The 21,283-nt window shown below is 68.0% G+C and carries 15 protein-coding genes; 8 read left to right on the forward strand and 7 right to left on the reverse strand.

The features are described 5' to 3' along the window. Positions 1-754: biosynthetic peptidoglycan transglycosylase (locus tag BUB20358_RS17575; RefSeq protein WP_174905093.1), on the reverse strand; the 754-nt coding region annotated here is incomplete at its 3' end. Between the two features lie 7 nt (positions 755-761). Then, on the reverse strand, positions 762-6,818 hold the full coding sequence (locus tag BUB20358_RS17580; RefSeq protein WP_035974225.1) for an alpha-2-macroglobulin family protein: 6,057 nt from the start codon (positions 6,816-6,818) through the stop codon (positions 762-764). Positions 6,819-7,121: 303 nt separating this feature from the next. Here BUB20358_RS17580 and BUB20358_RS17585 point away from each other — a divergent pair, with 303 nt between their 5' ends. The 6 genes from BUB20358_RS17585 to ppnP all read left to right on the forward strand — a co-directional run bounded on the left by BUB20358_RS17585 (position 7,122) and on the right by ppnP (position 13,034). After that, positions 7,122-7,625 (forward strand): sugar dehydrogenase complex small subunit, encoded by a 504-nt coding sequence (locus BUB20358_RS17585; RefSeq protein ID WP_006766053.1) that lies wholly within the window; start codon positions 7,122-7,124, stop codon positions 7,623-7,625. Then, complete coding sequence (locus BUB20358_RS17590) at positions 7,625-9,244, forward strand: GMC family oxidoreductase (protein ID WP_035974223.1); 1,620 nt, start codon at positions 7,625-7,627, stop codon at positions 9,242-9,244. Before BUB20358_RS17585 ends, BUB20358_RS17590 begins: the two co-directional genes overlap by 1 nt. Positions 9,245-9,246: 2 nt before the next feature. Further along, on the forward strand, positions 9,247-10,524 hold the full coding sequence (locus BUB20358_RS17595; RefSeq protein WP_035974222.1) for a c-type cytochrome: 1,278 nt from the start codon (positions 9,247-9,249) through the stop codon (positions 10,522-10,524). A gap of 171 nt (positions 10,525-10,695) precedes the next feature. Next, positions 10,696-11,115 (forward strand): DoxX family protein, encoded by a 420-nt coding sequence (locus BUB20358_RS17600; protein WP_035974220.1) that lies wholly within the window; start codon positions 10,696-10,698, stop codon positions 11,113-11,115. A gap of 58 nt (positions 11,116-11,173) precedes the next feature. After that, a complete protein-coding gene (locus BUB20358_RS17605) occupies positions 11,174-12,277 on the forward strand; it encodes a porin (RefSeq protein WP_035974219.1) in 1,104 nt (367 codons plus the stop codon). Between the two features lie 436 nt (positions 12,278-12,713). Beyond that, entirely contained in the window at positions 12,714-13,034 is a 321-nt protein-coding gene (gene ppnP / locus BUB20358_RS17610) for a pyrimidine/purine nucleoside phosphorylase (protein WP_006766049.1), read from the forward strand. A gap of 121 nt (positions 13,035-13,155) precedes the next feature. On the opposite strand, the gene BUB20358_RS17615 is transcribed toward ppnP, so the two are convergent. The 4 genes from BUB20358_RS17615 to BUB20358_RS17630 form a co-directional block, all read right to left on the reverse strand. Beyond that, positions 13,156-13,488, reverse strand: a complete 333-nt coding sequence (locus BUB20358_RS17615) for a hypothetical protein (protein ID WP_081293677.1) — start codon at positions 13,486-13,488, stop codon at positions 13,156-13,158. Positions 13,489-13,902: 414 nt separating this feature from the next. After that, entirely contained in the window at positions 13,903-15,690 is a 1,788-nt protein-coding gene (locus BUB20358_RS17620; protein ID WP_006766047.1) for a chloride channel protein, read from the reverse strand. Positions 15,691-15,709: 19 nt separating this feature from the next. Then, positions 15,710-16,123, reverse strand: coding sequence for a MarR family winged helix-turn-helix transcriptional regulator (locus tag BUB20358_RS17625; RefSeq protein WP_006766046.1), 414 nt, complete (start codon positions 16,121-16,123; stop codon positions 15,710-15,712). Positions 16,124-16,225: 102 nt separating this feature from the next. Continuing rightward, the gene (locus BUB20358_RS17630) at positions 16,226-17,395 is read right to left on the reverse strand and encodes an HPP family protein (RefSeq protein WP_035974218.1); all 1,170 of its coding nucleotides are present in this window, start codon (positions 17,393-17,395) and stop codon (positions 16,226-16,228) included. A gap of 358 nt (positions 17,396-17,753) precedes the next feature. Between BUB20358_RS17630 and BUB20358_RS17635 the strand changes: the two genes are divergently transcribed. Both BUB20358_RS17635 and BUB20358_RS17640 read left to right on the forward strand, forming a co-directional pair. Continuing rightward, the gene (locus BUB20358_RS17635) at positions 17,754-18,722 is read left to right on the forward strand and encodes a LysR family transcriptional regulator (protein WP_006766045.1); all 969 of its coding nucleotides are present in this window, start codon (positions 17,754-17,756) and stop codon (positions 18,720-18,722) included. Positions 18,723-18,835: 113 nt separating this feature from the next. Next, complete coding sequence (locus BUB20358_RS17640) at positions 18,836-19,744, forward strand: LysR family transcriptional regulator (RefSeq protein WP_006766043.1); 909 nt, start codon at positions 18,836-18,838, stop codon at positions 19,742-19,744. A gap of 140 nt (positions 19,745-19,884) precedes the next feature. On the opposite strand, the gene BUB20358_RS17645 is transcribed toward BUB20358_RS17640, so the two are convergent. Beyond that, positions 19,885-20,973: a calcium:cation antiporter gene (locus tag BUB20358_RS17645; protein WP_006766042.1), complete on the reverse strand. Its 1,089-nt coding sequence runs from the start codon at positions 20,971-20,973 to the stop codon at positions 19,885-19,887. Between the last annotated feature and the right edge of the window lie 310 nt (positions 20,974-21,283).

The raw sequence follows: 21,283 nt of genomic DNA on the forward strand, positions 1-21,283 counted from the left end.
CGCCGGCCGGCCGCGCGGTAATGAGCTGCACGTAGCCGTCGAGCGACGCGCACGCATGCTCCGCGTGCATGTCGCGCAGGATCCGGCACGCGCGGTCGGCGACCTTCGCGGGCGCGGCATTGGGCGCCCGCACGAGCGCGGCCGCGATCGCCGCTTCGCGCGCGTCGAGCCCCGACGGCGCCTTGCCGAACAGCACCTGCGACAGCGCGGCGAGGCCGACCGTCTCGCCGCGGAACGGCACGAGATTCAGGTAGGCCTCGAGAATCTGATCCTTGCGCCAGCCGCGTTCGAGCAGCAGTGCGTTCATCGCCTGCGTGGCCTTCTGCGGCAGCGAGCGCTGTCCCGAGCGGCGCGGCGAATCGCCGAGCAGCCCGGCGAGCTGCATCGTCACGGTCGATGCGCCGCGCGTGCGCGCGTTCCACAGGTTGCCCCACGCGGCGCCCGCGATGCCGCGCCAGTCGACGCCGCTGTGCTCGTAGAAGCGCTTGTCTTCCGACACGACGATTGCCTCGCGCAATGCCGGCGACACGTCCGCGAGCGACACCCAGTCGCCGCGCCGCTCGGTGAGATCGACGCGCGTGCGCTGCAGCGGCGTGCCGTCGCGCGCGAGCAGCACCCAGTCCGAACTGCGCCAGTGGCCGCGCACGTCGTCGTAGCTCGGCAGCGCGTGCGCGACCGCCGGCGCGGCGAGTACGACGGCGACGAACAGGCGGCCGGCGAAACGCGCCGGCCGCCGCAACGTGACGGCGATCATCGCGCGTTCACGACTTGCCCGCATCGGCCGGCTTCACGGTCATCGGCGGGTTCGGCCACAGTCCGTAGACCGACGGCGCATACAGCGCTTCGACGCGCGTCGGCGGCAGCCCGAACGTGCCGACGTTGTTCAGCCGCACCGTGTACTCGATCGAGAATTTGCCCTTCGGCACGTAGTCGTAGTACGCGCGATAGCCGTCGAAGTCGCGTTCGACGAACGTGGGCCACGTGCCGTCCGGCGCCTTCTCGCCCTGCGTCGCGACTTCGGAATCGCGGCCGAGGCCCGAGCCGAGGATCGTCGCGCCGGCCGGCACCGGATCGTTGACGACGACCCACGTCATGTCGCTCTGCGCGTCGATGTCGAGATGCACGCGCACGACGTCGCCGCGCGTGAGCACGCCGCTGACGGCCGGCGACACCGGCGTGACGGTCTTCGTGATCCGGTAGCCGGCCGCGAACGGTGCGCGCAGCGGCACGGCCGCGAGGCTTTCGACGGTCGCCCACGGCCGGCCGGTGCCGTCCTGCGTGACGGACAGCGTGGCCGGCGCCTGCGACGCGCGCGGCCACGGCAGCATCACGCTGCGCGCGGCGGCGGCGCGCGTCGCGGGCGTTGCCGATGCGGCCGACGCCGGCGGCGCTTCGGCCGCTGCCGCCGGCTGCGACCACGAAATCGTCCGCTCGACGCCGCCGAGCGCGATCTTCGTCGTGCCGGCGACCGGCGCGCTCTCGTACGTGCGCGAGAAGCGCTCGACGGCCAGCAGGCCGAGCGCGTTCGACGTGGTGGTTTGCCATGCGCCCTGGCGTTGCAGCGCGAGCAGGCCCGCCGTCACGCGCGGCATCTCGTCCTTCCATGCCGGATCGCCGGCGAATTCGAGCGCGAGCCGTGCGGCATTGGTCTCGTTGCTCGTCATCAGCCACCACAGATCGTCGTCGCGCGCGGTCGAGAACACCAGCTGCGTGCCCTGGTACGTGAGGCGCGCACGCAGGATCTGCTCGACCTGCGCGCGTTTCTCGTCGCGCTGCGGAATGTCCTTCACGCGCGTGAGGATCGCGTGATAGTCGATCACCGCCGACGTCGGCCACTGGTTCGGCGCGATCTCGATCGATCCGAGCATGCGGCCCTGTGCGGCGCCGTAGCGCGACAGCGCTTCGATCGCGGCGAGCTTGCGCAGGTCGCGGTCCTGGCGCGGCGCCCACGCGTTGCGCTCGATACGGCCGTCGACGAAGCGCGCGAGCCCGGCTTCGAGCTGCGTGCGCAGGTCTTCCGGCAGCGCGAAGCGCGGATCGAGCCGGCTCGCCTCGTCGGCGACCACGAGCAGGTACGACGACAGCGTCGGGCTGCCCGCATGCGACTCGTCGGACGACGGCGGGAAGTAGCTCGCGAGCCCGTCGCTGTCGAGGTAGACGGGCATGCGCGCGATCAGCGCCTGCCATTGCGCGGGATCGCGCAGCCCGATCGCCCGCGACGTCTGCTGCTCGAGGCAGCGGTACGGATAGCGTTCGAACCAGCGGCGCACGCCGGGCAGCCCGTCCGCGAGCTTCGACTGCAGCGACACGGCGATGCCGCCGCGCGGCGTGCCCTGCGCGTTGTTCGCCGCGCCGGCCGGCGCGGCGACGGGCACCGTCAGCGTGCCGTCGACCTGCGCGAGCGTCGCCTGCTGCACGGTCACCGGCAGCGCGGGCACGACCTTCTGCGCGACGGCCAGTGCATCGGACGCGCGCTTGCCGCCTTGCTCGGCCGCTTCGATCCGCCAGTTCAGCGCGCCGGCCGCATCGAGCGACTGCTCGGGCACGGTGATCGTCCATGCGACTTCGGCGGCGGCGTTCGCTGCGAGCGACACGGTTTGCGGCGCGACGTCGATGCCCGTGACGTGCGGCGTGACGACGACCTGCATCGCGCGCTCGGTCGTGTTGCGCAACGTGACCTGCGCGCGGAACGCGTCGCCTTCGCGTACGAGCGGCGGCAGGCCCGAGATCAGCTGCAGGTCCTGCGTGCTGCGGATCGACGTGCTGCCGGTGCCGAAGCGGTCGGGGCCGACCGCCGCGATCGCGACGATCCTGAAGCGCGTGAGCGCGTCGTTCAGCGGCACGTCGACGGTCGCGCTGCCGTTCGCATCGAGCGTCACGCGCGGATTCCACAGCAGCAGCGTGTCGAACAGCTCGCGCGTCGGCGCGCTGCCGCCGCCGCCGCCCGCGGGCACCGCCTTGCGGCCGAAGTGGCGGCGGCCGACGATTTCCATCTGCGCGGTGGCCGTCTCGACGCCGTACGCGCGCCGGCGCAGCATCGCGTCGAGCAGGTCCCAGCTGTCGTTCGGCATCAATTCGAGCAGCGCCTCGTCGACGGCCGCGATCGCGATCTGCGTGCCGGCCGGCGCGGGCTGACCGTTCGGCAGCGTGACCTTCACGTGCGCCCGCGCGTTGCTGCGCACCGTGTAGCGCGTCGCGTCCGTGGTCACGGTCACGCCGAGCCGATGGACGCCCGTGCCGACCTTGATCTCGCCGAGTCCGTAGCGGAACGCGGGCTTCGACAGATCGACGAACGCGGTCGGCGCTTCGTAGTGACGGCCTTCGCGCCAGAACGCGCGCGCCCATTCGACCGGCGCCTTCCAGCCCCACGTGAAGAACGAGTACCACGGCACTTCGCGGATCCGGCCGCGCAGCGCGAGCACCGACACGTATACGTTCGGCCCCCAGCTTTCGCCGACCTTCAGGTCGACGGTCGGGTTCTTGCCGTTCAGTTCGACGACGTGCGTCTCCATCACGCCGCCGCGTTCCACCGCGACGAGCGCGGTCGCGTAGCGGAACGGCATGCGCACCTGGAAGCGCGCCGTGTCGCCCGGCTCGTACGCGGTTTTCTCGGGAATCACGTCGATGCGGTCGGTGTTGTCGCCGCCGAACCAGAGCTCGTCTTCGCGCGTGACCCAGATCGACGTCGACGCGTTCGACGTGCGGCCGTCGCCGTCCTTTGCGACCGCGATGAGCTGAATGTTGCCGGCCTGCTCGAGCGTCGCGTCGCACGCCATGCGGCCCTTGTCGTCGGTCTTGCCCGAGCACAGCACGCCGAGATCGCGCGTGTCGCTCTTGTTGTCGTACGCGTAGAAGCCGCCGACCATCCGCTTGCGCGACGACGTCGTCACGTGCGCGACGCCCTTGATCTCGATCGGCACCGACGCGCGCGGCTTGCCCTGCAGGTCGACCGCGAGCGCCTGCACCGGCACGCGCTGGCCGACCGACACCCAGCGGCCGGCCTTGATGCCGGCGACGACCGCCGCAGGCCACAGGATCGTGTCGCCGCGGATCGTCTGCACTTCGCCGTTCGGGTCCGCGAACGTCGCTTCGAGCGCGAGGCGCTTCGGCGCATCGACGGCGGGCAGGCCCTTCAGCGTGACCGAGCCGGCGCCGTTGCGGTCGAGCGTCAGCGGCAGCTTGTCGGCGATCAGTTTCGTCGCGTCCGGATCGCTGCCGGCGGACGAGCCGGTGTCACTGTCCTGCGCGTCGTCGTCAGCCATGCCGTCGTTCGCGTCGGCGCGATACGGCGCGAAACTGAAATCCTCGAAGCGATCGGCGAACGGCGGCGATGCCCACTTCATCAGCGCCGACACCTGCACCGGCAGGTTCGATGCACCGCCGCCCGACACGTAGTCGATCTGCACCGCGAGCGGCGCTTCCTTCGCGGCGACGAGCGGGCTCTTCTGCGCGTCGCGCACGCCGATCGACCCCTTCAGCACCGGCAGCCGGAACGCTTCGACGCGGAAGCTGCCGCTGTAGTAGCTGGCCGTCGGCGCATCGTCCGGGCCGCCTTCGAGCTCGACGCTGTACTCGCCGAGCTTCGCGGCGGGCGGCAGCGTGAACTGCGTGTCCGCGCTATGGTCGGCGGCCCACGTGAGCGGCAGCTTGTACGTTTGGCCCGTGCCGAGATGGCGGATCGTCGCGCGCGTCGGATATTGCGACGGGAACGCGAGGCTCTGCAGCGTCTCGGTGCGCACGAAGTGCTTCATCGACACGGTTTCGCCCGCACGTAGCAGCGTGCGGTCGAACACCGTATGTGCGCGCACGGTCGGCGCGCTGTCGGTGTCGGTCGGCACGTTGAAGCGCCACGCTTCGATGCCGCGGTTCCAGCTCGAGCTGACGAACGCCATGTCCGGGCCGGTCTTCGGATCGTCGACGCGCGCCGACACGAAGTAGTCGTCGAAGCGCTGCGGCCAGCTGCATTTGCGCTTCGGCTCGAACGGTCCGTCGATCTTCAGCAGCCCCTGCGCGTCGGTCTTGCCGGCCGCGATCTCGTCGCCGTTGCAGTCGGACACGCGGATCTGCGCGTTCGGCACCGGCTTGCCCTTGTCGAGCGTCGTGACCCACACGAGGTTGTTTTCGCGGCCTTGCTTCAGGTGCACGCCGAGGTTCGTGACGAGCACCGCGGTGCGCACGTACATGCTCGACGGCTTCGCGAGCAGCGAGCGGCCGAGCGCCGGCGACGCGAGTTCGAGCACGTAGAAGCCGGGCTTCTCGATCGGCACGCCGACGACCTCGAACGGGCGCAGCGTCTTCGGGTCCGCCTTCGGCAGCGCCAGCGTCTGCGCGCCCGGCTCGCCGGTCAGCAGCGACAGCGAACGAACGTCGATGCGGCGATCTTTCGGCGCCGGCATCTTCTGGCCGGCCTCGAGCGGCACGTAGACCGGATGCTGGCCCTTGCGCGTCAGCAGGCCGGGAATCTGCTCGTCGATCGAGCCTGCGGTCATCGACCAGTTGTCGAAGCGCTCGACCGTGCGCATCCATTCGCGGATCGCAGTGTCGTTCTCGACCTTCAGGTTCGAGAATTGGGCGCCGCCCGCGTTCAGGCCCGCGACGTGCAGATCGGCTTCGACGTTGCGCAGCGTGACCGGCACGAGCGCCGGCGTATCGGGTTCGGCAAAGCGTTCGACGATCCCGAACGTGCCCGACGAGAACTTCGCGAGCGGCGGCATCGGCGCGGTGCGGGTCGACAGCGGGAACAGGTCGGCGTTGGCGAGCGGGCGGTCCGTCACGTCGCGCAGGCCGGACGGCAGCTCGATCGTCAGCGCGGCGTCGGCGGGCAGCGGCGGACGGAACGTGACGGTCGTCGTTTCGTCGCTGCGGTCGTCGGCCGCGAAGGTCGGCGAAAGCGAACCGTCAGGACCGCGCAGCTTGATCGCTTCCGCGTTCTTGCGCGAGATCGGTGCGTTGAACGACAGCGTGAGCGGGCGCAGCGGCGTGCACGGTGCCTTCGCGTTCTCGCGTTCGCACGAGAAGCTTGCAGCGAACGGCGCGCGCACCGTGAAGTCGAAGCGCCGCTCGGTGTCGTTCGCGATGCCGCTCGGGCTCGCGACGCCCTTGCCGTACACCAGCTGCATCTTCGCGCCGGCCGGCAGCGCCTGCGCGCACGACAGCGTCAGCACGCGCGCGGCGTCCTTCTTCAGCCCGAAGTGATCGAGCAGCGCGGTGCGCGTCGCGTCGTCGGCGGCGGTGACCGGGATCCGGTTGCCGATGCCGGCCGCTTCGCACCAGATGTTCGCGAGCGCCGAGCGCGGCTCGGCCGGCCCGTTCAGCTTCAGCACGAACACCTGCCGCTCTTCGATCTCGCGCGCGCCGGGGCGCACGGTCACCGGGAACGGGCCGCCCGTTTGAAACGTGAAACGGCGCGGGCCGGCGAGCGCATTGCCGGCGACCGAGCGCAGCGTGTCGTTGAGCGCGAGCGAGCAGCGCACGCCGGGCGGCAGATCGTTCTCGAAATCGTAAACCCACGTCTTTTCGTCGAGCCAGCGGCCCTGACCGCGTGCCGCCGCGGCATCGGTACAGGTCATGCGCGCGGGATTCGGCGCGGATGCCGAACCGAATGCGACCATCGGCTCGTCGAATTTGACGACGGCTTGACGCACTTCGGTCACCGTGCCTTGCGGCGACACGCTGACGGTGCGTGCGGCGCCCGCGTGCAGCGACAGCGCCACGGCCGCCGCCAGCGCAATGCCGGCGCCGGCGCGCGACAGCAGCCGTGCGGTGCGATGCGTGCGGTTCGCTTTGTCGTGTTTGTTGTGATTGTCGTGTTGCTTCATCGCTCGATTGCCCTCGGAGGGAAGCTTTCTGTTTGATTGCACGCGATTCTAACCGACGGTCATGACCGTGGAACGCGGCATGCTTCGCGTCGCCGACGTGCGTCATCGACGATCCGGACACCGCGTTGTCGCTTCGGCGATACAAAAATGCGGCGAATTTCGATTGTCGCGGATCGCGGAACATTTCATGGACTATAAAAAGATTGTTCGATCCGGCCTGAGCGCGTACATTTCAGGTCCGCGCTAACGTTTGCGAAATATCAAGCGTGGTTTTCCCGAATCCGGTGTTCGAGAGAAGGAAACATGCACAACGACAACACTCCCCATTCGCGTCGCGACGACGCAGCCGCATCGGGCATCACGCGGCGTCAATGGCTGCAGGGCGCACTGGCGCTGACGGCGGCGGGCCTCACGGGTTCGCTGGCGTTGCGGGCCCTGGCCGATGATCCCGGCACGGCGCCGCTCGATACGTTCATGACGCTATCCGAGGCGCTGACCGGCAAGAAAGGACTGAGCCGCGTGGTCGGCGAGCGCTTCCTGCAGGCACTGCAGAAGGGCTCGTTCAAGACCGCGGACAGCCTCCCGCAACTCGCCGGCGCGCTGTCGTCCGGCTCGCTGAATCCCGATCAGGAAGCGCTCGCGCTGAAGATTCTCGAGGCGTGGTATCTCGGCATCGTCGACAACGTCGTGATCACGTACGAAGAGGCGCTGATGTTCAGCGTCGTGTCCGATACGCTCGTGATCCGTTCGTATTGCCCCAACAAACCCGGCTTCTGGGCCGAAAAACCGATCGAGAGGCAAGCCTGATGGCCGATACCGATACGCAAAAGGCCGACGTCGTCGTCGTCGGATCGGGTGTCGCGGGCGCGATCGTCGCACACCAGCTCGCGATGGCCGGCAAGGCGGTGATCCTGCTGGAAGCCGGCCCGCGCATGCCGCGCTGGGAAATCGTCGAGCGCTTCCGCAACCAGCCCGACAAGACGGACTTCATGGCGCCGTACCCGTCGAGCCCGTGGGCGCCGCATCCCGAATACGGGCCGCCGAACGACTACCTGATCCTGAAGGGCGAGCACAAGTTCAACTCGCAGTACATTCGCGCGGTGGGCGGCACGACGTGGCACTGGGCCGCGTCCGCGTGGCGCTTCATTCCGAACGACTTCAAGATGAAGAGCGTGTACGGCGTCGGCCGCGACTGGCCGATCCAGTACGACGATCTCGAACCGTACTATCAGCGCGCCGAGGAAGAGCTCGGCGTGTGGGGCCCGGGCCCCGAGGAAGACCTGTACTCGCCGCGCAAGCAGCCGTACCCGATGCCGCCGCTGCCGCTGTCGTTCAACGAGCAGACGATCAAGACCGCGCTCAACAACTACGATCCGAAGTTCCACGTGGTGACCGAGCCCGTCGCGCGCAACAGCCGCCCGTACGACGGCCGGCCGACCTGTTGCGGGAACAACAATTGCATGCCGATCTGTCCGATCGGCGCGATGTACAACGGGATCGTGCACGTCGAGAAGGCCGAGCGCGCCGGCGCCAAGCTGATCGAGAACGCGGTGGTGTACAAGCTCGAGACCGGGCCGGACAAGCGTATCGCCGCGGCGATCTACAAGGACAAGACCGGCGCCGATCATCGCGTCGAAGGCAAGTACTTCGTGCTCGCCGCGAACGGCATCGAGACGCCGAAGATCCTGCTGATGTCGGCGAACCGCGATTTCCCGAACGGCGTCGCGAACAGCTCCGACATGGTCGGCCGCAACCTGATGGACCATCCGGGCACCGGCGTGTCGTTCTATGCGGACGAAAAGCTGTGGCCGGGCCGCGGCCCGCAGGAGATGACGTCGCTGATCGGTTTCCGCGACGGTCCGTTCCGCGCGACCGAGGCCGCGAAGAAGATCCACCTGTCGAACCTGTCGCGCGTCGACCAGGAGACGCAGAAGATCTTCAAGGCCGGCAAGCTGATGAAGCCGGAGGAGCTCGATGCGCAGATCCGCGACCGCTCCGCGCGCTACGTGCAGTTCGACTGCTTCCACGAAATCCTGCCGCAACCCGAGAACCGCATCGTGCCGAGCAAGACGGCCACCGACGCGATCGGCATTCCGCGCCCCGAGATCACGTATGCGATCGACGACTACGTGAAGCGCGGCGCCGCGCATACGCGCGAAGTGTATGCGACGGCCGCGAAGGTGCTCGGCGGCACGGACGTCGTGTTCAACGACGAGTTCGCGCCGAACAACCACATCACGGGTTCGACGATCATGGGCGCCGACGCGCGCGATTCGGTCGTCGACAAGGACTGCCGCACGTTCGACCATCCGAACCTGTTCATCTCGAGCAGCGCGACGATGCCGACCGTCGGTACGGTAAACGTGACGCTGACGATCGCCGCGCTCGCGCTGCGGATGTCGGACACGCTGAAGAAGGAAGTCTGACCGTGCGGAAATCTACTCTCATCCTTCTCGTCGCCGGCTGTCTCGCGGTGCCGGGCTTCGCGCGCGCGGCCGACGCGGCGGATCCGGCGCTCGTGAAGCGCGGCGAATATCTCGCGACCGCCGGCGACTGCATGGCCTGCCACACCGTGAAGGGCGGCAAGCCGTATGCGGGCGGCCTCGGAATGCCGGTGCCGATGCTCGGCAAGATCTACTCGAGCAACATCACGCCCGATCCCGATACCGGCATCGGCAAATGGACGCTCGAGGACTTCGAGCGCGCGCTGCGCCACGGCGTGTCGAAGAACGGCGACAACCTGTATCCGGCGATGCCGTACGTGTCGTACGCGAAGATCAACGATGCCGACGTGCAGGCGCTGTATGCGTACTTCATGCACGGCGTCGAGCCGGTCAAGCAGGCGCCGCCGAAGAACGAGATCCCCGCGCTGCTGAGCATGCGCTGGCCGCTGAAGATCTGGAACTGGCTGTTCCTGAAGGACGGCGTCTACCAGCCGAAGCCCGCGCAAAGCGCCGAATGGAACCGCGGCGCATATCTCGTGCAGGGCCTCGCGCACTGCGGCACGTGCCATACGCCGCGCGGCGTCGCGATGCAGGAGAAGTCGCTCGACGAGACCGGCGGCAGCTTCCTCGCGGGCTCGGTGCTTGCCGGCTGGGACGGCTACAACATCACGTCGGACGCGAACGCGGGGATCGGCAGCTGGACGCAGCAGCAGCTCGTCCAGTACCTGCGCACCGGCAGCGTGCCGGGTCTCGCGCAGGCGGCCGGGCCGATGGCGGAGGCGATCGAGCACAGCTTCTCGAAGATGACCGAAGCCGACATCGGCGCGATCGCGACGTACGTGCGCACGGTGCCGGCGGTGTCCGACAGCAACGCGAAGCAGCCGCGCTCGTCGTGGGGCAAGCCGGCCGAGGACGGCCTGAAGCTGCGCGGCGTGCCGCTCGCGTCGTCGGGAATCGATCCCGCGCGGCTGTATCTCGGCAACTGCGCGACCTGCCATCAGATGCAGGGCAAGGGTTCGCCGGACGGCTACTATCCGTCGCTGTTCCACAACACGACGGTCGGCGCGTCGAATCCGACCAACCTCGTCCAGGTGATCCTGAACGGCGTGCAGCGCATGGCCGGCAGCGAAGACGTCGGCATGCCGGCGTTCCGCTACGACCTGTCCGACGCGCAGATCGCGGCGCTGACGAACTACCTGACCGCGCAGTTCGGCAATCCGGCCGCGAAGGTCACCGAGCAGGACGTCGCGAAGCTGCGCTGACGCGCGCATCGAGCAAACAACGCAACGTCTGACGACAGGAGGCGCACAGCACATCGGGCGGACCCGATGCCGGTTGTTGCAGAACGGGGCGGGCGGCACAAGCGGCCGCCCGTCTGGTCCATTGGCAATCCGGTGCGCGCAGCCCGCGCATCGCTTTCGTTGATCGACACCATGACACCGAATCAACCGTTTCTCGCGTCCCAGCGCGATGTGCTGCTGCTCCTTTCCCGAATCCTGCTCGTGATCCTGTTCGTGATGTTCGGCTGGAAGAAGATCGTCGACTTCTCCGGCACGATCGCGTTCATGGGCAGCGAGGGCGCGCCCGCGCCGATCGTTTCCGCGGCGATCGCGGTCGTGATGGAGCTGTTCGCCGGCATCGCGATTCTCGTGGGCTTCCAGACGCGGCCGCTCGCGCTGCTGCTTGCGCTGTATACGATCGGCACCGCGCTCATCGGCCACCACTACTGGACGATGACCGGCGGCGAGCAGATCAACAACATGATTCATTTCTACAAGAACGTCGCGATCTCGGGCGGCTTGCTCGCGCTGTGCGCGGCGGGCCCCGGACGGTTCTCCGTCGATCGCGGATGACCGCCGGCGCGTGCATGGGGCGTGCGTCGGAAGGTCGAGACTCCGAGGAGGCATCACTTTGCGATTCAAATACTTCGCATCGCTGATCGCGGCCGTCGTCCCGGCGGCTGCGTTCGCACAGACGAGCGTGACGCTGTACGGCCGTATCGACGGCGGCGTCGAATACCTGAACCACATCGCGACGCCGAACGGCAGCGCGACGCGCTGGAGCGCCGAAAGCGGCGACTGGGGTACCAGCATGTTCGGGCTGAAGGGCATCGAGGATCTCGGCGGCGGGATGTCGACCGTCTTCAACCTCGAGACCGCGTTCCAGGTGATGAACGGCAGGACGGGCGGCGGGCGGCTGTGGTCGCGGCGCGCGTACGTCGGGCTCAAGAGCGACGCGTGGGGGCAGCTGCAGGCCGGGCGCAACCTGTTCATCGACAGCGACGGCGTATGGGAATTCGATCCGTTCGTGCAGCAGGCGTTTTCATCGGCGTCGCTCGTGCGCGGCCGCAACTGGCAGCAGACGAGCAACAACATCGAGTATCACAGTCCGGTGATCGGCGGGTTCGACGTGCAGGCGCAATACGCGTTCGGCAACCAGTCGCGCGGCTTCAACTACGGCGCGGCCGACGATTTCGGGCGTTCCGACGGGATCATGATCTCGTATCACTCGCCGGTGCTCGACGTGCGCGGCATCTACGACGAGCTGCGCGACAACAACGGCAAGTTCAGCAACATCTTCACCGCATCGCGCGAGTACTTCGTCGGCGCGAACGTGAAGGTGTCGAAGTTCAAGATCCAGGGCGCGTACACGCACTACCAGGCGCCGGACAGTCCGGCCGGCGTCGCCGATCGTGCCGATCACTACTGGCTCGGCGCGACCTATGCGGCCAATCCGCAGTGGGCGGTGACGGCCGGCGGCTATTACGTGAAGGTCGGCGACGGCGGCGGCGATGCGTCGCACGATCCGTCCGGGCACGCGATCATGTACGTGCTCGGCACGACGTACAACCTGTCGAAGCGCACGTTCCTGTACGGAACGGTCGCGTACGTGCGCAACGGCGGGAATTCGAACTTCTCGCTGCTCGCGACGCCGCGGGACGCGACGCCGAACACGAGCCCGATGGCCGGCGAATCGCAGACGGGCGCGTACGTGGGGATGATGCATACGTTCTGAGCGGGTGCGTGCGGGTGCAGCGAATGCACGGGCGATTCGGTCCGTGCGTTTGCTGCGCGTTGCGTGGGGACGCTGTCATTGCCGCTCAGGCGGGTGCCTTTCCCGACTTCTCGTCCATGCAGTGGATCGCGAGCAGCGCCAGTGCACCGCAGCCGATCGCATATTAGGCCGGCGCATTGGATTGTCCGCTGCCGCGATGCTGCTCGATTGCCTGCGCGATGCCGCGCAACGCGAACGGCTGCGGTGACGCACGCTCGACGACGCGGGCACGTGGTTCATGCGGCCGTCCGCACGATGGCGGTCGCCATGCGCCGGTGATCGTCCGCGATTGCGGTGCGTTTCGTGCGAGCCGGTATCATAACGACCGGCCTGCCGCCCGGCCGGCCTCCATTCCATCGCCATCCGGCATTCAGCATCCAGCAATCAGAGGCATCACATGACCAGTGCAACCCAATTCGACAACGTGTCGGTCGTCAAGCGCGCGAACGTCTATTTCGACGGCAAGTGCGTGTCGCATACCGTGCTGTTCCCGGACGGCACGCGCAAGACGCTCGGCGTGATCCTGCCGTGCGCGCTCAACTTCGGCACGGATGCGCCCGAATTGATGGAAGTGCAGGCCGGCAAGTGCCGCGTGAAGCTCGACGGCAGCAGCGAATGGCAGACGTACGGCGCCGGCGAGTCGTTCTCGGTGCCGGGCAACAGCCGCTTCGACATCGAAGTGCTCGACACGCTCGACTACGTATGCAGCTATCTGTAACGACGACTGCGCAAGCGCACGTGTGAACCCGCGGCGTCCCGCGGGCGAACGGTAAACGGACAAGCCCCGCCGAGGCGGGGCTTGTCGCATCCGGACGGCGCAATGCCGTCCGATGCGGACGTTACAGACACGCGCTGATGTCGCCCGCGGCGGTCGTGTCGCCGCGCACGCCGACCCATGTCTTCGCGCCGGCCGTCCATGCCGGGCGCACCATCGCCGCGGCGCCGTTCGGCGGCTGCTGGCCCGGTGCGTAGACGTCGGCCGCGAGCCCGTTCGCGAGCACGTTCTGCGAGATCACCTGTTGCTGCGACTTGTCGGCCCATGTCTTCGCGATGCACGCGGACACGTCCTGCGCGGGCTTCTGGCTTTGTCCCACGTTCTGCACGGCAGGGCCGGCCGCATGAGCAGAAATTGCCACGGTCAATGCGATGAGCGGTAAGTATTTCGCTTTCACGTTATCTCCCTCGAGTCGTGATTGATTGAGTGGGATGCGCAGCGGAACTGCGTGCACGTGAGAGCGCCGCGCGGCGCGCGCGGTTCCGACGATTCCGAAACAAGTTGTTAACGCGCTTGCCAAACGGCGGCTCGGGTGCTGCGCGGTCTGCTCGGCTGCCGCTCGTGCGGCGGTCGGTGGCCGCGGCACTGCGTGGGCTTCACGCAGTGCCGCGGCGCTTTATCGGACGGCGAAGTGGAATGGCTGAAAGATGGCCCCGTCGCATGGCAGCGATGATGACAAACTTTCGTCGGTTCGATTGTCAACGAACTTCAAATGCGGCGATGCGGCGCGCGATGCGCGGACCGTATCGACAGGGCAGGCCATGATGCGAGGCCAGCGCGGCGAACGGCGCGCCGCGCGAAAGCGCAACGATCAGCCGGCCTTGCGCGAGCCGGCGCCGCGCAGATTGACCGGAACGATCGGACGAAAACGCTCGCGCTTGTGCTCGTCGTCGAAATGCTGCAGCGCGGGTTTGATCAGGTCGCTGCGCGACACGATGCCGGTGATGCGCAGCGATTGCGGATCGTCGACAACCGGCAGCCGTTCGAGGCCGAGCATCGCGAGCCGCGACGCGACGACGCGGCACGTTTCGTGCGCGAGCGCAACGGCGGGCGGCCGGTCGGCGAACGCACTCGCGATCGGCGCGTCGGGGCCGGACTGCGCGCGCTGCGCGTCGAGCGTTGCGCGATCGACGAGGCCGAGCAGGCGACCGTTCTGCACGACGGGATACGCACGGTGCGTCTGCGTCGCGCCGAAGTATTGCGCGTCGACCGCGCCGAGCGTCAGCGCACCGTCGACCGAGACCAGCGCATCGGCGGACGTCATCACTTCGCCGACGTCGTGCCGCTCGAGCGGATCGACGCCGTATTCGCGATAGATGTGATAACCGCGGCGCGCGATCTTCTCGGTCATGATCGAGCGCTTCATCACGACGGTCGCGAAGCCGTGCGCGACGAGCGTCGCCGCGAGCAGCGGCAGCAGCGCGTTCGCGTCGTGCGTGAGGCCGAATGCGAACACGATCGCGGTCAGCGGTGCGCCGAGCGTCGCACCGAGCGTCGCAGCCATGCACACGAGCGGCCACAGCGCCGGATCGCCGCCGGGCAGCACCGGCGACAGCACGGTGCCGAGCCCCGCGCCGAGCATCAGCAGCGGCGCGAGCACGCCGCCCGACGTGCCCGAGCCGAGCGCGATCACCCACATCACGGCTTTGACGACGAGCAGCGCGAGCGCGATCTTCAACGCGATGTGCTGATGCAGCAGATCGCCGATCACGTCGTAGCCGACGCCGAGCGCACGCGGCTCGAGCCAGCCGCCGATGCCGATCACGATCGCGCCGAGCGCGGGCCACCACATCCAGTGCACGGGCAGTTTCGCGAAGCCGTCCTCGATGCGATACAGCGCGGCCGACAGCCCGCACGCGAGCATGCCCGACAGCAGGCCCGCGACGATGCACGACAGCAGCGCGACCGGCGATGCCGCGGCGGTCGTCAGCGGAAACAGCGGTTCGACGCCGAAGAACAGCGCGCGCGCAAAACCGGCGACCGCGCACGCGAGCGCGACCGGCAGGAAGCTGCGCGGCCGCCATTCGAACAGCAGCAGCTCGACCGCGAGCAGCACGGCGGCGACCGGCGTGCCGAACACGGCCGTCATGCCGGCGGCCGCGCCGGCGACGAGCAGCGTCTTGCGCTCCGCGGCGGTCACGTGCACGCATTGCGCGATCAGCGAGCCGAGCGCGCCGCCGGTCATGATGATCGGGCCTTCGGCACCGAACGGGCCGCCGCTGCCGATCACGACGCCCGACGACAGCGGCTTGAGCACCGCGACCTTCGGCGACATGCGGCTCTTGCCGAACAGGATCGCTTCGATCGCTTCGGGAATCCCGTGGCCGCGAATCTTTTCCGAGCCGAAGCGCGCCATCATCCCGACGATCAGGCCGCCGATCACCGGCACTACGACCACCCATACGCCGAGCGTGTTGTCGGCGGGCGAACGGTCGGCGAACGAGAACTGCTGGTAGAAGAACAGGTTCGTGAACAGGTGGATCAGGCTCAGCAGCACGAAGGCTGCCAGCGTGCTGAGCAGGCCAATCACGGCCGCGAGCAGCGCGATCCGGGGCAGGCGCTCGTTGATCGAGAAATCGCGTTTGTGGGGGGCGTTCATCGGAATGGAAACGGAAGGGTCAGTAATCGATCTGCGGAACCTGGAACGCGTCCTTCAGCGACTTCAGTTCGGCACGATGCATCGCGGCGAGGCGCGCGAGCAGCGTTTCGCCGGCCTGCTCGAGATGCACTTCGACCTGCCGGCGATCGGCTTCGCTCGTCTTGCGCTTCACGAGCCCGAGCGCCTCGCAGCGCGTGACCAGTGCAACCACACCGTGATGCTGCGCCTGCAGGCGTTCCGCGAGTTCGCCGATGGTCGCCCATTCACGGTGCGGATAGCCCTTGATGTGCAGCAGCAGCAGGTATTGCAGCGGCGTCACGCCTTCGCTCTGCGCGGCGCGCTCGGAGAAGCGCTCGAAGCGGCGCATCTGGTAGCGGAATTCGGACAGTTGCTGGAAATCGCTCTTCGTCAGCGCGCGTCGGGTGTCGGTCATCGCAGTGGTTCGGCAGGCAGTTTCGATAGCGGCAAATGTATCACGACATGATATAAATGGGCGATTTTCGGCCAAATGAATCGGTTTTGACTTTCGTTCGCGTTACGCCGCCTCCAGCATCCGGGTCTGCTGATACAGGCCCGTGACGAGATCGGTCTGCGTAATGATGCCGACGAGCCGGCGCGACGCATCGACGACCGGAATATGGTGATGGCCCGAATGCGTGAACAGCGGCACGAGCGCGGTGATCGGCAGCGTTTCGGGCACCGATGCGACGTCGCGCGTCATCATCGTCGCGACGCTCGCGGGCTGGCCGCCGAGCGACTGCGGCAGCCGAGCCGACAGGCGCTGCCACAGCGGGATCGGGCGGCGCGTCTGGCGCGTCAGGTCCGCTCGCGTGACGATGCCGATCAGCCGGGCGTCGGCGTCGACGACGGGCAACGCCTTCACGCGGTGGCGGTCGAGCAGCGCGATCGCGGCCGCGATCGACGTCGACGGTGCGACGCTGACCGCATCCTTCGTCATCAGATCCGCACACTTGAGCTGCCCGAACGTGCGCGTATAAGCCTGTATTTCGGTTTCGCGCAGCAGCGTCTCGAGATCGTCCGGATCGACGTCGAGCCATTCGCTGCGGCGCTTGAGCACCGCATCGAGATCTTCGCGCGTGAAGCCGCCGCGCGCCGGTGCGCCGGCCTGCGGCTTTGCGTCCGGACGCACGCCGCCGTGCGGGTAGCGATGCCCGGTCAGCGCGTGGTACGCGATCGCGGCCGACAGCAGAATCGCCGACTGCAGCGCGATCGGCTCGAGCACGAAGCCGAAGCCGAGCGAATGGATCGCGGGGCCGCCGACGACGGCGGTCAGTGCGACCGCGCCCGACGGCGGATGCACGCAGCGCAGCGCGAACATGCCGCCGATCGCGCACGCGATCGCGACGGCCGCGGCGGTGATCGGATCGGCGATCCATTGCGCGCACGCGACGCCGACGGTGGCCGCGACCAGATTGCCGCCGATGATCGACCACGGCTGGGCGAGCGGGCTCGCCGGCACCGCGAACAGCAGCACGGCCGACGCGCCCATCGGCGCGACGAGCAGCGGCACGAGTCCCGGCACGCCGGGCAGCAGCCGCATCGTGATCCCGACGGTCGCGATGCCGACCAGCGCACCCGCACACGAGCGCAGGCGCTCGCGCCAGCCGAGCGTCATCGGGTGGGGAATGAAGCTGTGCAGCCATTGCCGGAAGGTGCGGCGCGACGAGGAGGAGCCAGACGACATGGACGATAAGCGGTAGAAGCGGCAGCGCGGGCGGCGCCGGGACAAGCGCGAGATTATATCGCGTTGTGATACAAATTGTCGCGCCGCATCAACGTGTTGCTCGCATGCGACGCTCGCTCCTTTCCAAAACCTTTCATTCGGCGAAAACGTCCGGATCGCGTGCAGAGCGCAAATTGGCCGGCGGCGGCGTACAATTCGGGCCACCCGATCCCCGCTATGCCCGAAACCCGTACGCGATGCCGCTCTCCCGCCTTTCTCCCGGCACAGCGATCGTTTCGGCACGGTTTGCGGCGCCGTCGCGTCTCCCGCCTGACGCATTCGCCGACGTCTTTTCATCGATTCTCCCGAAGCCAATTCAATGGACATGCTCGAAAACATGCGCCTGTTCGTGCGCGTTGTCGAAGCCGGCAGTTTTACCGCGGTCGCGAAGGAAATCGACGCGACCACCGCGCAGGTGTCGCGTGCGGTGTCGAATCTCGAAGCGCATGTGCAGACGCGGCTGCTGCATCGCACGACGCGACATCTCGGTCTGACCGAGAGCGGCGAACGGTACTTCGAGCGCGCGAAGTCGATCCTCGCGGAGATCGACTACGCGAACGCGGAGGCGCGCAACGCGCTGCTGCGGCCGAGCGGCAAGATGCGCATCCATGCGATGACCGGGCTCGGGCAGAGTCACGTCGTGTCGTCGATCGTGCGCTATCAGGAAGACAATCCGGACGTGTCGGTCGAACTGACGCTCGCGCAGCGGATGCCGAACCTCGTCGAGGAGGGCTACGACGTGTCGATCGTCACGGCGTCGCAACTGCCCGATTCCGGCTACGTCGCGCAGACCTGCGGGACGAGCTGCAGCGTGCTGGTCGCGTCCCGCGAATACCTCGCGCGGCACGGCACGCCGCAGACGCCCGGCGATCTGCCGAATCACGTGTGCCTGCGCCTCGATACGCCGGCTTCGCCGGCCGGCGAATGGCGGCTCGAGCGCGGCGACGGCGAGGAGACGGTGTATGAACTGCAGCCCGCGCCGTTCCAGGTCAACGTGCCGGATGCGCTGTGCGTCGCCGTGCGCGCGGGGCGCGGGATCGCGTGCGTCGCGCTGTATACGGTGCTCGACGACCTGCGCGAAGGGCGGTTGATCCGCGTGCTGCCGGAGTATCGGCTGCAGACGGTCAGCGTATACGCGGTCTATGCGACGCGCCGCTATCTCGACGCGAAGATCCGCACATTCCTCGACCATCTGCGTACGACGCTCACGCCCGCGCTGGAAAACGATCTGCGCGAACTCGACCGGCTCGCGGCCGCGCAGCCGGCGGCGAGCCGCAAGCATGCGTGACGCTGCAGCCGCCGATTGGCGCGGCGCCGGCTGCGCGCCCCGTGCAACGGCCGATGGAAACCGGGTCGATGTTGGATTACCGTGGCAACACGATCAATCGATCCAGCATTTGAATGATTGAACTTCACCAGCTCCGTTGCTTCGTCGCCGTTGCCGAGGAACTGCATTTCGGCCGCGCGGCGAAGCGGCTTTTCATCACGCAGCCGCCGCTCAGCCGGCAGATTCAGCTGCTCGAGCATGCGCTCGGCATCGCACTGCTCGAACGCAGCAGCCGGCAGGTGAGGCTGACTGCGGCCGGCGCGCGGTTCTTGCGCGATGCGCGCCATATCCTCGATTTTTCCGCGCGCGCCGAGCAGGCTGCGCAGCGCGTCGCGCATGGCGGCGCGGGGCGTATCACGCTCGGCTTCACGGCCGTCGGCGCCTACCGGATGATCCCGATGCTGGTCGCGCATGCGGCGCACGCACTGCCGGACGTCGACATCGAGCTGCGCGAAATGGTGTCGACCGTCCAGATCGAAGCGCTCGCGTCGCGGATGCTCGATGCAGGCTTCGTACGCCAGCGCGCCGCGCGTCAGCCGCTCGAATATCGGCTCGTGCAGCGCGAGCCGATGCTCGTCGCGGTCGCCGAACGCGCGCCGCTCGCCGCGTACGAACGGATCGGGCCCGACGAACTCGATCGACAGCCGTTCATCGCGTATTCGCCGAACGAAGGAAAGTACTTCCACGACATGATTTCGGGGATGTTCGCGAGCGCGGGACGGCTGCCGAACTACCGGCATTACGTCGGGCAGACGCATACGATTCTCGGGCTCGTGCGCGCCGGGCTGGGCGCCGCGCTCGTGCCGGCGTCGGCCCGCGAGCTGCACGTGGACGGCGTGGTGTTCCGTCCGCTTTCCGGCGTCGATGCGGCGGCCGAACTCTATCTCGCGTGGCGAGCCGACAACGACAACCCGGCGCTGCCGACGTTCAACGCGATGGTCGAGCGGTTCCTGACGGACGGGGACGGCGGCGTGGGCAGCTAGTCTGCGTGCACGCGGCGCTGTACGTACTTTCGGGCGACAAGTCCGGCGAGCGACCGGAGCGGGGGCGCGAGCGGCAAGCCCGGCGACCGCCGCATCCACGGATGCCGGCGCGCGGCGGCGCCGGCATGGTATTCACGACGTCAATGCGTGACCGACAGGAAAAGATACGCGGCGAACAGCGACAGATGCACGACGCCGTGCAGCACCGTCGTGCGTCCCTGGCTGAGCGTCAGCGTGCTGACGAGCAGCGTCAGCGCAAGCAGCACCGTTTCCATCGCACCGATGCCGAGCGTCAGCGGCTGCCCGACCCAGATGAATACGGCGGCGACGGTCGGGATCGTCAGCCCGATACTCGCCAGCGCGGAGCCGAGCGCCAGGTTCATGCTGGTCTGCAGGCGATTCGCGCGCGCGGCGGTGACGGCCGCGAGACCTTCGGGCAGCAGCACGAGCGCCGCGATCACGATCCCGACTGCGGCTTCGGGCGCACCGAGCTTCAGTACCGCATGCTCGACGGCCGGCGACAGCAGCTTCGCGAGCAGCACGACTGCGACGAGGCTCGCGAACAGCAGCAGCAAGCTGACGATCGCGGTGCGCGTGCTCGGCGGCGCCGCATGGACGGACTCGTTCGCGCTGTCGTGCGCGGCGAGGAAGTAGTCGCGATGACGGACCGTCTGCACGAACACGAACACGCCATACAGCACGAGCGACGACACGCCGGCGAACGCCAGCTGCGAACTGGAGAATTGCGGGCCCGGCGCGGCGTTCAGGTAATTCGGCATCACGAGCGACAGCACGGACAGCGAGGCGAGCACGGCGAGCGCCTTGCTGGTGCCGCGCCCCTGAAAGTCCTGCTCGCCGTGCTTCCATGCGCCGACGAGCAGACACAGCCCGACGATGCCGTTGCAGATGATCATCACGGCCGCGAACACCGTGTCGCGCGCGAGGCCCGATTTCTCGGGGCCGGCACCGAGCATCACCGACACGATCAGCGCGACCTCGATTACCGTCACGGCGACCGCGAGCACGAGCGTGCCGAATGGTTCGCCGACGCGATGCGCGACAACTTCGGCATGGTGGACGGCTGCGAACACGGCACCGGCGAGCGCGGCGGCGAACAGTGCGATCACGGCGCCTTCGACTGGTACGACGCGCGACAGCGCGAGCACCAGCCACGCGGCAAGCGGGGCCCACAGGGTCCAGCGCGGGAGCAGGTTGGACGAGATCGGCATCAACGGTTTCCTTATGCGAGTGACGGCGCGCAACGCGCCGTCACGGGTTGACGAAGTCCGGCCGGACGATCCGACGAACGAAACGATGAAACAGGGAACGGCTGCGCAAAGGACGCTGCCGGGAATTCGACGCCCTGAGGCGGCGAGTGGCGCGGGCGGGCCGAGGCCCGTCGCTCTGTGAAGCGGTTGCATGCCGCCGGCCGAGGCGGCCCGCAGTCCGGGGCCGCATGTTCCGATCATTCGGTCCTGGCTCTGGACGGGCGATGGACGGCGGCATGACACGCGTTTCCCCAGGATCCGATGAATTCGC

It is taken from the genome of Burkholderia dolosa, assembly GCF_902499135.1.
Taxonomy (GTDB): Bacteria; Pseudomonadota; Gammaproteobacteria; order Burkholderiales; family Burkholderiaceae; genus Burkholderia; species Burkholderia dolosa.